Origin of the sequence: Streptomyces malaysiensis subsp. malaysiensis (genome assembly GCF_040653035.1) — a bacterium.
In the GTDB taxonomy this organism is placed as follows: domain Bacteria; phylum Actinomycetota; class Actinomycetes; order Streptomycetales; family Streptomycetaceae; genus Streptomyces; species Streptomyces malaysiensis.
In genome coordinates, this window is the sequence record NZ_JBEZNG010000001.1 from 126702 (window position 1) to 140635 (window position 13934).

Genomic DNA, 13934 nt, shown 5'->3' on the forward strand with positions numbered 1-13934 from the left:
GGGCTATATAACCGCAAGGGCATGGAAGCCCCGTACCCCGCTCAGGTCTCCTCGGTCGCCGTGCTGCGCCGGTTCCACGCCCTCGGCGCCCGCCAGCCGAACCGCATCGCCGCCAGCCGCACCGCGAACGCGACGGCGGCCGCGAGCGCGCTCGTGGCCGCCGTAAGGGCGTCGAAGTGGAGCAGCAGCGCGACTATCGAGGAGCCGACGATGGCCGGGACGGCGTACAGGTCCCGGTCCCAGCGCAGCAGCGAGGGGACCTCATGGGCGAGGAGGTCGCGGAGCACACCGCCGCCGACCGCGGTGGCCATGCCGAGGGTGACGGATGACGTCAGGCCGAGCCCGTAGTCATGTGCCTTCATCGTGCCCTCGACGCAGAACAGCCCCAGCCCGGCCGCGTCGAAGACCCCCACCGACGCGGTGATCCGCTCGACCTCGGGGTGGAGGAAGAAGACGATGGCGGTGGCCACGAGCGGGGTGAGGAAGTAGCCGAGGTCGGTGAAGGCGATGGGCGGCACCGCGCCGATCACCAGGTCCCGGAAGACACCGCCGCCCAGCGCGGTGACCTCGGCGAGCACCGCCATGCCGAAGACATCGAAGTTCTTCCGCACGGCGAGCAGCGCGCCGGATATCGCGAAGACGAAGATCCCGGCGACTTCGAGGGCGTGCTGAACGGACGGGGTGAACAGTTCGGAAGGCACCCGACATTGTTATCCGCGCATGCCCCCGGCCTCGTCCGGGCCCCGTCCCGTCTCAGCTGTCGGTCTCCTTCGTCACCTTCTGTGCCGCCTCGGCACCGGGCCCGTCCTGCGGTGCCCAAGCGCTCCGCCGGAAGTGCCCCGACCCTGCCGGCAATCGTCTGCGGCACCGTCGTGACCGGTCGCGCCCGCGCGGCGGAGCCGCACCTCGACACCGCCCCGCGCCCCTTCGGGGTGCCACCGAACCGCAGCCGGCCTCCGCCGATCCGCTCAATCGGCGGCGCTCGACGGCAGCTCCACCTCGGACACGGACTCCGGGTGGTGGCAGGCCACCTGGTGGCCGGTGGCCAGCGCCACCAGCGGCGGCTCCTGGCTCTTGCACACCTCGGTGGCCTTCCAGCACCGGGTGTGGAAGCGGCAGCCGGACGGCGGTGCGATCGGCGAGGGCACATCGCCCTTGAGCAGGATCCGCTCACGCTTGGCGCGCCGCTTGGGGTCCGGCACCGGCACCGCGGACAGCAGCGCCTTGGTGTACGGGTGCATGGGGCGCTCGTAGAGGTCCTTGCGGTCCGCCAGCTCGACGATCTTGCCCAGGTACATCACCGCGATCCGGTCCGAGACATGGCGGATGACCGACAGGTCGTGCGCGATGATCACATACGTCAGGCCCAGTTCCTCCTGGAGGTCGTCCAGCAGGTTGACCACCTGCGCCTGGATCGACACATCCAGCGCCGAGACCGGTTCGTCGGCCACGACCAGCTTGGGCTTGAGCGCCAGGGCGCGGGCGATGCCGATGCGCTGCCGCTGACCGCCGGAGAACTCGTGCGGATAGCGGTTGTAGTGCTCGGGGTTGAGCCCGACCAGCGCCAGCAGCCGCTGGACCTCCGCCTTGACCCCGCCCTCGGGAGTGACGCCCTGGAGCCGGAAGGGCGCGCTGACGATCGCGCCCACGGTGTGCCGGGGGTTCAGCGAGGAGTACGGGTCCTGGAAGATCATCTGGACGTCACGGCGCATCGGCCGCATCTGGGCGGTGTTCAGATGCGTGATGTCCTTGCCCTCGAACTCGATCCTGCCCGAGGTGGGTTCGAGCAGCCGGGTGACCAGCCGCCCCATGGTGGACTTGCCGCAGCCCGACTCGCCCACCACGCCCAGGGTCTCCCCCTGCCGGACGTCGAAGTCGATCCCGTCGACCGCCTGCACCGCACCGGACTGCCGCTGGAACAGCCCCTTCTTGAGGGGGAAGTGTTTGACCAGGCCCGACACCTTGAGCAGGGGCTCGGGCGACGTCGTCGCCTTCTCCGGGACCGTCATCTTCGGATCCTTCGTGTCGGTCACAGCTTCGGCGCAATCTCTTCGGTCCAGATCCGGGTGCGCTCCTCCTGCGTCATATGGCACGCGGAGAAGTGCCCGCCGCCCGCGTCCTTCCCGCGCAGCTCCCTGAGCTCCGGCCGCTCGGTGCGGGTGATGTTGTCCTTCGGCACATCGGCGTACGGGCAGCGCGGGTGGAAGGCGCAGCCGGACGGCACATTGATGAGGCTGGGCGGGGAGCCCTTGACCGGAATGAGCCGCTCGGTCTGGTCGCGGTCGATACGGGGCATCGAGCCCAGCAGCCCCCAGGTGTACGGGTGCTGGGGCTCGTAGAAGACCTTGTCGGCCGGACCGCGCTCGACACAGCGGCCGCCGTACATCACCAGCAGATCGTCGGCGAGCTCGGCGACCACGCCCAGGTCATGGGTGATGATGATGACCGCGGAGCCGAACTCCTTCTGGAGATCCCGGATCAGATCGAGGATCTGCGCCTGGACGGTGACGTCCAGGGCGGTGGTCGGCTCGTCGGCGATCAGCAGCTCGGGGTTGTTGACCAGCGCCATCGCGATCATGGCGCGCTGGCGCATCCCGCCGGAGAACTCGTGCGGATAGCTGTCCACACGCTTGTCGGGCTGTGGGATGCCGACGCGGTCCAGCAGCTCGATCGCGCGCTTGCGGGCCACGTCCTTGCTGACCTCGTTGTGCACCCGGTACGCCTCGACGATCTGGCGGCCGATGGTGTAGTAGGGGTGCAGCGCGGACAGCGGATCCTGGAAGATCATCGACATCTCGCGGCCGCGCAGCTTGCGCACCTCGTCGGGGTCGGCGCTCAGCAGTTCCTGGCCGTTGAGCCAGATCTCACCGGAGATCCGGGCCTTGCGGCGGCCGTACTGCCCGGCGGTGTGCAGCCCCATGATGCCGAGCGAGGTGACGGACTTGCCGGAGCCGGACTCGCCGACGATGCCGAGGGTCTTGCCCTTCTCCAGCCGGAAGCTGAGCCCGTCCACGGACTTCACCAGACCGTCGTCGGTCGGGAAGTGGACGTGCAGATCGCGCACCTCGAGGAAGGCGGTGGGGGCGGGTGAGCCCGCCGCGGCCACCTCGCCCACGGCGGCGGTACCGGTGGCCGGCAGATCGCCGTTCCCGGGCTGTTCGGAGGACTTGGTCAGATCGGTCATCCGAGCCTCACTCGCGGGTCGATGACGGCGTACAGGAGGTCCACGACGAGGTTGGCGACCACGATGAAGATGGCCGCTATCAGCGTGACGCCGAGGATGACCGGCAGGTCCTTCTCGGTGATCGCGTTCACCGCGAGCCGCCCGAGGCCGGGCAGGTTGTAGGTGGTCTCGGTGAGGACCGCGCCGCCCAGCAGCGCGCCCAGGTCGAGCCCGAGCAGGGTCAGGACCGGGGTCCAGGTCGAGCGCATCGCGTGCCGGCCGATGACCACCCGCTCCCGCAGGCCCTTGGCGCGGGCGGTGCGGATGTAGTCCTCGCCCATGATCTCCAGCATGGTGGCCCGGGTGAGCCGGGCGTACATCGCCGCGTAGAGGAAGGCGAGCGTGATCCACGGGAGGATCAGGCTCTCGAACCACATCGCCGGATCGTCGGCGAACCCCTTGTAGTCCACGTTGACCCACTTCAGCGAGTAGCTGAAGATCGCCAGCGAGAGCAGACCGGTGAAGTAGATCGGCAGCGAGACGCCGGCCAGCGCCACCGTCATCGCCGAGCGGTCCCACAGGGTGCCCCGGCGCAGCGCGGAGACGACACCGGTGGTGATGCCGCCGACCAGCCACAGCAGACAGGCGCCCGCGGCGAGCGAGAGGGTCACCGGCATGGCGTCGGTGAGCTGCGGCCACACCGCCTGCTCGGTACGGAAGGAGTAGCCGAAGCAGGGCGCCGGGCAGTGGGTGACGTCCGTGCCGTTGGCGTAGTCCCGGCCGACGAAGAGGCCCTGGACGAAGTGCCAGAACTGCACCAGGACCGGATCACCGAGGCTGAGCTTCTGCCGGATGCCCTCGATGGCCGCGGGGTCGGCCTGCTTGCCGACGAACAGCAGCGCGGGATCGGCACCGGCCCACTTCGGGATCACGAAGAAGATGGCGAAGGTCGTAAGGGTGACGACCAACAGCATCACGACGACGGCGAACAAGCGCCGGATGAGATAAGCAAGCACTGTGCGCGGCCCGGGGGTGGCCCGTGATACCCCGGTCGAGGGGTATCACGGGCCACCGCCCGCGGCCATCACCTGCCCTTCGGGCCTATCGGGTGCGGCGATGGGGGGGTGTGCGGCGGGTCAGGTGACCTGCCGTCACTTGACGACGCCCAGCTGGGAGTAGTCGTAGCGGCCGTTGTAGGCCGCCGACGAGAAGGCGTTCGTCAGCCGCGAGCTGCGCCAGGTGATGTTCTTCTCGTAGATGAACGGCATCTGCACCGCCAGGTCGCTGACCTTGTGGTTCATCTTCTGGTAGATCTCGCCGGCCTTGTTGGGGTCGGTCTCCTTGAGCGCGTCGTCGAAGTACTTGTTGATCTCCGGGTCATTGGTCTCGGAGACGTTGTAGTTACCGGTCTGCTCGATGAAGCGGCCGTCGATCAGCGGCTGGGAGAAGCCCTGGCCGGTGGGGAAGTCCGGACCCCAGCCGGTCATGGACAGACCGTAGCCGCGCTTCTTCATCACCGCCGGCGAACCGGTGATGCTGGCGGAGGTGCTGCCCTGGATCGGCTCCACGTTGAGGGTGATGCCGACCTTCTTCAGCGACGCCTGGAGCGCCTCGGCGGCGTCGACCTCGGCGGGCTGGTCGTTGCGGGCCACGATGCTGGTGGAGAAGCCGTTCGGCTTACCGCACTGCTTGAGCTCGTCCTTGGCCTTGGCCGGGTCCGCCTTGCCGCCGCGCTTCAGGACGCCGTACGGGTCGTAGTTGTCCGCGCCCTTCACGCTCTTGGGGAGCATGTTGGTGGCGAGGTCACCACCGGCCTGCGGGCCACCGCGGGTGGTCTGGAGCGACTTGTAGTCGGTGCCGTAGACGACCGCCTTGCGGCAGTGGATGTTGTCGAACGGCTTGACCTTGGTGGTGAAGTCGACGTACCGGACGAAGCTGGTGGTGATGTTGTCGACGTTGCCCTTGTGCTGCTTGAGGGCGTCGTTACGGCCCGAGGGGGTCATACCGGTGGCGCTGAGGAAGACGTCGTAGTCGCCCTTGATCAGCAGCCGGTCGATCGCCTCGAGGTTGGAGTTGAAGGTGACCGTGATCTTGTCCGGCAGGGCCGGGCGGATCGGGTCGGACGCCTTCTTCCAGGCGGTGTTGCGGACCAGCGACAGGCTCTTGCCCGGGGTGTACGACTGGACCTTGTACGGACCGGAGGAGAACGGCCGGTTGGTGTACTTGGCGCCGGTGTCCTTGTCCGCCTTCACCGGGGAGCCGGTCGGCATCGCCAGCATCTGCTCGAAGTCACCGTTGGGCTTGGCGAGGTTGAAGACGACGGTCTTCGCGTCCGGCGTCTGTATCCCCTTCAGGCCCAGCTTGTCCTTGGACTTGTCCTTGTACGGGCCCTTGTACTCGCCCTTGGGGTCCAGGACCTGGCGCAGATAGCCGGGGCCGCCGGAGACGACGTCCTTGGCCCAGATGCGCTCGATGCCGTACTTGACGTCCTGCGCCGTGATCGGGGAGCCGTCCTCCCAGGTGATCCCGTCGCGCAGGGTGTAGGTGTAGGTCTTCCCGCCGTTGCTGATCTTGGCGGTGGAGGTGGCGAGGTCCGGGACCAGCTCATTGGCCGCGTTGCCCGGCTTGGGCGCGTAGGAGATCAGTTGGCGCGCGTAGAAGCGCGAGAAGTCCCAGGCGAACCCGTAGTACTGACGCTGCGGGTCGAGGGAGTCGAACTCCTGCTTGTTGACGAACTTGAGCGTGCCGCCCTTCTTGGCGGACTTGGTGGCGACACCCTTCACCGCGGCGTTGAACCCGGCGCCCGAGCCCTCGTCGTCGGAACCGCCGCCACCACAGGCGGCGGTGGCCAGGAGAGCGCCGACGACAGCCGCCGCTCCGGCGATCCGCCTGCTTCTCGAGAGCTGTTTCATAGCTGTTGCAACCTCCGGGGTAGCGGTCCTAGGCATTCCGCCGCGGAATTCTTCGGGGAGCCGCCTGCCGGACCCGGCAGGGGCTGAGGTGTTCGGGTACGACCGGTCCGCAGGGGGTGTCGCGCGCCGCGCCGTCATCGGGTGCCCTTCGGATCGAGCGCGTCGCGGACGCCGTCGCCGAAGAGGTTGAAGGCCAGCACCGTGACGAAGATCGCCACACCCGGGATGATCATGAACATCGGGTCGTCCTCATAGGTGCCGACCGCCTTGGAGAGCATCTGCCCCCACGAGGCGGTGGGCGGCTTCACGCCCGCGCCGAGGAAGCTGAGCGCGGCCTCGGTGAGGATGTTGGTGGGGATCATCAACGTCGTGTAGACGGTGATCGGCGCCACCAGGTTGGGCAGCAGCTCACGGAAGAGGATGTAGCGCCGGCCGGCGCCCAGGCTCCGCGCGGCCTCGATGTACTCCTTCTCGCGCAGCGACAGCGTCTGACCGCGCACGATGCGGCCGACGTACGGCCAGCCGAAGAAGCCGATCACCGAGACCAGGATCGCGATGCGCACCCCGCTGCCGGTCAGTCCCAGCAGGTCGTTGGGGAGCACCGAGACCAGGGAGATGATGAAGAGCAGCTGCGGGAAGGCCAGCAGCATGTCCATCACCCGGCTGATCACCGAGTCCACCCAGCCGCCGAAGTACCCGGCGATGATGCCGAAGATGGTGCCGAGGAACACCGCGACCACCGCCGCGAGGAAGGCCACCAGCAGCGAGATCCGGGCGCCGTAGACGACGCGGCTGAAGACGTCGCGGCCGTTGGACGGCTCCACGCCGAAGAGGAAGTCCGAGCTCATACCGCCCAGGGACCCCTTCGGGGTGCCGAACAGCGGGTCGATCTCCTCCTGGTGGAACTCATTGGGCGGATGCCCGAGCAGACCCACGATCAGCGGGGCGAAGATCGCCACCAGAACCAGGAACACGACAACGATGCCACCCGCCAGGGCGAGCTTGTCCCGCTTCAGGCGTGACCAGGCGATCTGCCGCAGCGATCTGCCTTCTACGGACGCTTTGACCACATCCGCCGCTACATCGGCAGTCGCGACCGGATCGCTGTCCGTGCTCGTGCCGTGCAATGGTGCCGTCATCGTGGTGGAGACCCCTCTCGACCGGTGGTGACCGGCCCACGACTCGCCGCTGTGGCGGCTTTGTTCACAACCTGGGTGAAAGTCGCGTTCTGGTACGGAACCTTTCTGGAAGGGGTCGTACGCAGGAACCGCACCCCTTGGAGCGGGAGTCTTCAACGCGTTTGTGATCACCCGCCAGTACTCCCGGGCAATGGATGCCTAACCGTGATGTGAGGAGTACCCCTCCGCTATACGGACGGTCGCGACACGAGAACGCAGCAGTAACATCCTGCCCGCTATGGGGTATTCGGCCCCATAGGACCGGAAGGCCGGACGGGCAATCCCGTCAATCGGTGCGCGGAGCGGTGCACGGGACTCGGATCGGTGCGCGAGGCGATCAGTGGGCGAGACGCGGTACGCGAGATTCAGCACGCGGGACGGCAAACGGTACGCGGGCGCGGCTCAGCGCGCGAGGCGGGGATCGGCGCGCGAGGCAGGGATCGGCGCGCGAGGCGGGATCAGTACGCGAGGCGGCGATCAGTACGCCGGGCGCGGCGGCGGATAGCCGTAGCCGTAGGACGGCGGCGCGGCGGGCGCGGTGCCATAGGCATCGCGGTCGAAGAAGGGGCGGGCATTGGCCCGCATCCACATGGCGACGGGGTCGTACTCGTCGGAGAGCGCGACCGTGGAGACCGGCAGCCCGTCCGGCACGGCGGTGATCGACTGCTCCATCATCACCCGCACCGACTGCACCGCCGCCGCCCCGGTGTCGTACAGATCCAGGCCGATCGCCAGATACGGGGCGCCCAGCGCGGGCTGCACCCAGGCGCGGCGCAGCGACCGCACCGCGGCGGTGCGATGCGCGTTCTGCCCCAACAGCGCGTAGAACTGGGGCAGGTCGATGCTGGGGTCGCTCAGCCGCAGCGGCCCGGCGGGCAGCCGGTCGAGACCGCCCGCGATCCGGCGCAGATCCGGCCAGGGGATGCCCACTCCGCCGCCGGGGGCGTGCGGATTGAGCCAGAGGCCATAGCGATCGCGGTAGAGGGAGTCGGCGATGAGGCGCCCGTCGACCACCTCATGCGCACGGTTCCAGCCACTGGCGGCCAGCTCCTGGGCGGAGGTCACGCACGGGGCGTAACCGAGGCCGTCCACATCCATGTTCCCGTACTGGGCATCGGGCGAGCCGGGCGCACCGTGCCACAGCAACATCCAGACCTGGCCCTCGCCGATGGCGCGGAGCAGCGCCTCATAGGCGTCGTACCGGCCGGGAGCGACCTGCTGCAACGCTCGCTCGACCTGGCCGGCCACCGCCCCCCAATCCGCGCCCGCGCTCACCTGGGTCCGCCCCTTCTCTCGGCCTTGCCCGCACCTCCCCGGGGCGCGTGCCCGCGCCCCGCCTGGTCATCAAACCAGCTTACGGGCCCCGGCAGCGGACCCTGGGGCGCGTCAGAGGTCACGGTCGTAGAACGGCCGTACGCGCGACACCATCCAGTCGGCCACCGGATCCCCCTGCGCCACGTCCAGCAGCACCAGCTGAACCTTCCACGGCACCGGCACCGAGCCGAGGGCCCGGCCCAGCGCGTCCACCGCGAGCGCCTGCCCCTCCGGGCCCGGGGCGTCGACCTGCACCCCGACGAAGAGCGCCGGCTCGCCGCCCTCGACGCTGGCCAGGGCGCGCCGGGCGGTCCGCACCCCGGTGTCCTTGGCGAACTCGATCCCGGCGGCGGCCAGGAAGTCCACCGGCTCGTCCTGCCAGTCCGGTTCGAAGAGCCGCACCCGGCCACCGGGCGCCAGGCCGTCGAGCTCGGTGCGCCCGGCGCGGCACAGCTCCCGGACCGCGGGCGGCGGCAGCGGTACGACCACCGCGCCCCCGGGGTTCACCGCGATGCCGAGCTGGGGCGGCAGCCCGCGGGCGAACTCCACGGCCGGGGCGACGGTGAAGGACATATGGGAGCCGACGAGCTGGAGGAACTGCTGCTCGGAGCTGAACACCGGGACATACGCGCCGCCCTCGATCTCCATCGTGGGCAGATCGAGGCTCGGGCTGTCCGGGCCCCCGCCGTTGGGCAGCGGCACCCAGATATGGCTGCGGGAGAGCGTCTCGACGATGCGCGCCCCGGCTCCGGGGACGTCGATCGAGGCGGCCATCACCTCTTCGAGCTCATTGCCGGGAAACGCCGGATGCGCGGCATACGCACCGCCGGGGAATCCTCCGTGATCCGGGGCCATACCGTACTGCTCCGGGAAGCTCATCTTCGTCCAACCGCCATCTCGTCCGACCTGCCCAAAGCACCCTAACGGCTGGATGGCCCAGGGCCAGCGGGGCGACGGCATCTCCACAGCACTTCCCCACCTCGCCCGGCCGGGCCGCCGTGACGGCGAGTGACGCCCCGTGGCCGATTTCCGGCCACGGGGCGTCTGACGCTCCCTCACCTCACCGGGGAGCCGCCCGGCGAGCCGCCCGGGGTCCGCTCGGGCTCCCCCGGGGTCCGCCTGGGAGACCGGCCCCACTCGCCCCGGGGCCGGGGCTCATTCGAAGGAGATGCAGCGCAGCGCGCTCGCGGTCGACCGGTCCAGCAGCACCGCGGAGGCGCACCCCTCCGGCGGCCGCCCCTCCTCGATCCCGGTGATCAGCCCCCGCATGGCGCGCAGATGGCGGCCGAAGGCATAGCCGGAGACCCCGCGGCCGCGGGCGGCCTGGCCCTCCAGGGCCACCGCGCCGTCCACGTCCAGCAGCACCATATGGAGGCTGCGGCCCCGGCGCCGTACGTCCCGGGCCAGCCAGCGGCGGACCCATGGCAGCGCACCGCAGTCGTGGACCACGACGCTCACGTTCGAGCGCAGCGCCCGGCGCAGCCCGGCGTAGTGGGTGTACCGGACCAGCGGGCGGTAGAGCGCGTACGGCAGCCAGCCGGGCAGCCGGCGCTCCCACGCCTCGCGGGTGTTCTGCGAGTCCACCCTGATGACGACCGAGCCCGTCTCGTCCAGGAGCGGCACGGTCCGGTTGATCAGCGTGCTCTTGCCACTGCCCGGCAGCCCGGAGGCGACCAGCACGTCCCCCGCCGGAAAGCGGAGCTCCCGCGTGCCCGCGCCGCCGTCCCGCGCCTCGTCGCGCAGATCGTGCACCGGGGCTCTTCGGCCGGGGCGCGCCGTCGACCCGGAGGGGGTGCGGCCACGCCGCGCCGGCAGGAGCCTCCGTGTTGTCGCGTGCGTTTCCTGCCCATGCACCGTGATCGTCCTCCCAGGTCGGTCAACGCTGCTCGTACCCGCAGAGTGTCAAGAAAAGGTAATGTCCATCAAGGCTGCCTCCGCCGGGCGCCCTCAGCCCGCTCGGTTCGGGGCTTCCCTTCTCGGCCATACATGCGATGATGTGGCCGCAACTCCATACCGGCCGTTTGAATCCGCGCGGGAGAGTCCTTGGTCACCGGCATCCATGCCGGGCGTCCAGGGCGCCGAAGGAGCAAGCCCTCCCTTGAATCTCTCAGGCCCCTGATACCGCGCGGACGAGGCAGATCTGAAAAGCGGGCCGCGCGGGCGCGGCTCCACCCAAGGTGCAAGCCGGGCCCCTTACGGGCGTCACGGCGAACCTCTCAGGTTCCGATGACAGATGGGGAGGACGCACGCGTCCTTGCCGTCCGTCCACGCCGTAGCGCGACCCCGACCTTCTGGAGCCTGAATCGTGACCGACGCCCCGCCCACCCCACGCCGCACCGCGCTGGACGCGCGGCACCGTGCGCTCGGCGCCACCATGACCGACTTCGCCGGCTGGGAGATGCCGCTGCGCTACGGCAGTGAGCGCGATGAGCACACCGCGGTGCGCACCCGCGCCGGGCTCTTCGACCTCTCCCACATGGGTGAGATCTCTCTCATCGGCCCGCAGGCCGGGCAGGCCCTGGACCACGCGCTGGTGGGCCGGCTGTCCGCGCTCGCCGTCGGCCGGGCCCGCTACACCATGATCTGCGACACCGAGGGCGGCATCCTGGACGACCTGATCGTCTACCGCCTCGGCGACGAGGAGTTCCTGGTGGTGGCCAACGCCGCCAACGCCCAGGTGGTGCTGGACGCGCTGACCGAGCGGGCGAGCGGCTTCGAGACGGCCGTGAGGGACGACCGCGACGCGTATGCGCTGATCGCCGTCCAGGGGCCCGAGTCCCCGGGGATCCTGAAGCGCCTGACCGACGCCGACCTGGACGGGCTGAAGTACTACGCCGGGCTGCCCGGCACCGTCGCGGGCGTCCCCGCCATGATCGCCCGCACCGGCTACACGGGCGAGGACGGCTTCGAGCTGTTCCTGGCGCCGGACGACGCCGAGCGGGTCTGGGACGCACTGACCGAGGCCGGGGCGCCGGTGGGCCTGGTGCCCTGCGGGCTGTCCTGCCGGGACACCCTGCGGCTGGAGGCGGGCATGCCGCTGTACGGGCATGAGCTGACCAGCGACACCACCCCCTTCGACGCGGGGCTCGGCCGGGTGGTGAAGCTGGACAAGCCGGGCGACTTCGTCGGCCGCCAGGCCCTGGAGGCCGCGTCCCGCCAGGCGGACACCGTCAGCCCGCGCACCCTGGTCGGCCTGATCGCCGAGGGCCGCCGGGTGCCGCGCGCCGGATACGCGGTGGTGGCCGCCGACGGCTCACGGATCGGCCAGGTCACCTCGGGCGCGCCCTCGCCGACGCTGGGCAAGCCGATCGCGATGGCGTATGTGGACGTGGAGTACGCCAAGCCCGGCACCGAGGGGGTCTCGGTGGACATCCGGGGCACCCGGGAGCCGTACGAGGTCGTGGCGCTCCCCTTCTACCGGCGCGAGCGCTGAGCGGGCCCCGGCCCGTGTCCTCTCGGCGTCCTCCGGCCCACCGCGTCCCATCGACGTCTTCCGGCCCGCCGCGTCCCCTCGGCGCCGTGACCCCATCGGTGTCCCCGGCGTCTCGTCCCACCAGCTAAGACCCGTTTCCCAAACACTCCCCCGTATCCAGGAGAATCGGACCATGAGCAACCCCCAGCAGCTGCGCTACAGCAAGGAGCACGAGTGGCTGTCGGCCGCCGACGAGGACGGCGTGTCGACGATCGGCATCACCGAATTCGCGGCCAACGCGCTCGGCGATGTCGTCTATGTCCAGCTCCCGGACGTCGGCTCTGCCGTCACCGCCGGTGAAACCTGCGGAGAGCTGGAGTCCACCAAGTCGGTCAGCGACCTGTACGCGCCCGTCTCCGGTGAGGTCACCGAGATCAACGAGGACGTGGTGAACGATCCGGCGCTGGTGAATTCCGCCCCCTTCGAGGGCGGCTGGCTGTTCAAGGTGCGGGTGGCGAACGAGCCGGAGGAGCTGCTCTCCGCCGACGAGTACACCGCCTTCGCCGAAAACTGACCCTCCTCTTTCGATCGGGACCTCGATGTCGCTTCTCAACAGCTCCCTGCACGAGCTCGACCCGGACGTCGCCGCTGCTGTCGACGCCGAACTCCACCGCCAGCAGTCCACCCTGGAGATGATCGCCTCGGAGAACTTCGCTCCGGCGGCGGTGATGGAGGCCCAGGGCTCGGTCCTGACCAACAAGTACGCCGAGGGCTACCCCGGCCGCCGCTACTACGGCGGCTGTGAGCATGTCGATGTGGTCGAGCAGATCGCCATCGACCGGGTCAAGGAGCTCTTCGGCGCCGAGGCGGCGAACGTCCAGCCGCATTCGGGCGCACAGGCCAACGCGGCCGCGATGTTCGCCCTGCTCTCCCCCGGCGACACCATCCTGGGGCTGAACCTGGCGCACGGCGGCCATTTGACCCATGGCATGAAGATCAACTTCTCCGGCAAGCTCTACAACGTGGTGCCCTACCACGTGGACGCCGAGACCGGTCTGGTCGACATGGACGAGGTCGAGCGGCTGGCCAAGGAGCACCGCCCCAAGCTGGTGATCGCGGGCTGGTCGGCCTACCCCCGCCAGCTGGACTTCGCGGCCTTCCGCCGGATCGCGGACGAGGTCGGCGCGTATCTGATGGTCGACATGGCCCACTTCGCGGGTCTGGTGGCGGCCGGGCTGCACCCCTCGCCCGTACCGCACGCCCATGTGGTGACCACCACCACGCACAAGACCCTGGGCGGTCCGCGCGGTGGCGTGATCCTCTCCACCGCCGAGCTGGCCAAGAAGATCAACTCGGCGGTCTTCCCCGGTCAGCAGGGCGGCCCGCTGGAGCATGTGATCGCGGCGAAGGCGGTGTCCTTCAAGGTCGCGGCGAGCTCGGCCTTCAAGGAGCGTCAGGAGCGCACCCTGGAGGGCGCGAAGATCCTCGCCGAGCGCCTGACCCAGCCGGATGTGCGCGAGGCGGGCGTCGCCGTGCTCTCCGGCGGCACCGACGTCCATCTGGTCCTGGTCGATCTGCGCGACTCCGAGCTGGACGGGCGGCAGGCCGAGGACCGGCTCCACGAGGTCGGCATCACGGTCAACCGCAACGCGATCCCGAACGATCCGCGGCCCCCGATGGTCACCTCGGGTCTGCGGATCGGCACCCCGGCGCTGGCCACGCGCGGCTTCACCGCGGACGACTTCCGCGAGGTCGCCGACGTGATCGCGCAGACGCTCAAGCCGTCCCACGACGCGGAGGCGCTGAAGGCCCGGGTCACCGCCCTGGCCGACAAGCACCCGCTGTACGCGCACCTGTCCAAGTAACCCGGAGTAACCCCCGACGTGACCCGGACACGGGGGGCGCGCCCGCGCCGGCGCGCCCCCGCCGCACCAGCCCGACACGGCGCATAGGCA

General features: G+C 69.8%; 12 protein-coding genes and 1 riboswitch. Of the genes, 3 read left to right on the forward strand and 9 right to left on the reverse strand.

Annotated features, from left to right (window positions below; genetic code table 11):
- Positions 1 to 41: 41 nt before the first annotated feature.
- The 9 genes from AB0E24_RS00555 to AB0E24_RS00595 form a co-directional block, all read right to left on the reverse strand.
- A complete protein-coding gene (locus AB0E24_RS00555) occupies positions 42 to 701 on the reverse strand; it encodes a trimeric intracellular cation channel family protein (RefSeq protein ID WP_069866602.1) in 660 nt (219 codons plus the stop codon).
- Between the two features lie 267 nt (positions 702 to 968).
- Complete coding sequence (locus tag AB0E24_RS00560) at positions 969 to 2009, reverse strand: ABC transporter ATP-binding protein (protein ID WP_093703121.1); 1041 nt, start codon at positions 2007 to 2009, stop codon at positions 969 to 971.
- Positions 2010 to 2029: 20 nt separating this feature from the next.
- Positions 2030 to 3184 carry an ABC transporter ATP-binding protein gene (locus AB0E24_RS00565; protein ID WP_069866604.1) on the reverse strand — a complete coding sequence of 385 codons (1155 nt, stop codon included), beginning with the start codon at positions 3182 to 3184 and terminating at the stop codon, positions 2030 to 2032.
- Positions 3181 to 4155: an ABC transporter permease gene (locus AB0E24_RS00570; protein ID WP_079153149.1), complete on the reverse strand. Its 975-nt coding sequence runs from the start codon at positions 4153 to 4155 to the stop codon at positions 3181 to 3183. Before AB0E24_RS00570 ends, AB0E24_RS00565 begins: the two co-directional genes overlap by 4 nt.
- Before the next feature lie 159 nt (positions 4156 to 4314).
- Entirely contained in the window at positions 4315 to 6075 is a 1761-nt protein-coding gene (locus AB0E24_RS00575; RefSeq protein WP_069866608.1) for an ABC transporter substrate-binding protein, read from the reverse strand.
- A 134-nt stretch (positions 6076 to 6209) separates the two neighbouring features.
- The gene (locus tag AB0E24_RS00580; RefSeq protein WP_069866610.1) at positions 6210 to 7214 is read right to left on the reverse strand and encodes an ABC transporter permease; all 1005 of its coding nucleotides are present in this window, start codon (positions 7212 to 7214) and stop codon (positions 6210 to 6212) included.
- A gap of 516 nt (positions 7215 to 7730) precedes the next feature.
- Positions 7731 to 8528 carry an enhanced serine sensitivity protein SseB C-terminal domain-containing protein gene (locus AB0E24_RS00585; protein ID WP_069866612.1) on the reverse strand — a complete coding sequence of 266 codons (798 nt, stop codon included), beginning with the start codon at positions 8526 to 8528 and terminating at the stop codon, positions 7731 to 7733.
- A gap of 111 nt (positions 8529 to 8639) precedes the next feature.
- Complete coding sequence (locus AB0E24_RS00590) at positions 8640 to 9446, reverse strand: enhanced serine sensitivity protein SseB (protein WP_371351254.1); 807 nt, start codon at positions 9444 to 9446, stop codon at positions 8640 to 8642.
- A 276-nt stretch (positions 9447 to 9722) separates the two neighbouring features.
- Positions 9723 to 10421, reverse strand: coding sequence for an AAA family ATPase (locus AB0E24_RS00595; protein WP_383124994.1), 699 nt, complete (start codon positions 10419 to 10421; stop codon positions 9723 to 9725).
- A gap of 168 nt (positions 10422 to 10589) precedes the next feature.
- Positions 10590 to 10701: riboswitch (glycine riboswitch) on the forward strand.
- Positions 10702 to 10872: 171 nt separating this feature from the next.
- On the opposite strand from AB0E24_RS00595, the gene gcvT reads away from it, so the two are divergent.
- From gcvT to glyA, 3 genes are all read left to right on the forward strand, one after another.
- Entirely contained in the window at positions 10873 to 12000 is a 1128-nt protein-coding gene (gcvT, locus tag AB0E24_RS00600) for a glycine cleavage system aminomethyltransferase GcvT (RefSeq protein ID WP_102937219.1), read from the forward strand.
- Between the two features lie 172 nt (positions 12001 to 12172).
- Positions 12173 to 12553 (forward strand): glycine cleavage system protein GcvH, encoded by a 381-nt coding sequence (gene gcvH, locus AB0E24_RS00605; RefSeq protein WP_069866618.1) that lies wholly within the window; start codon positions 12173 to 12175, stop codon positions 12551 to 12553.
- Positions 12554 to 12578: 25 nt separating this feature from the next.
- Complete coding sequence (glyA, locus tag AB0E24_RS00610; RefSeq protein ID WP_069866619.1) at positions 12579 to 13844, forward strand: serine hydroxymethyltransferase; 1266 nt, start codon at positions 12579 to 12581, stop codon at positions 13842 to 13844.
- Positions 13845 to 13934 lie beyond the last annotated feature (90 nt).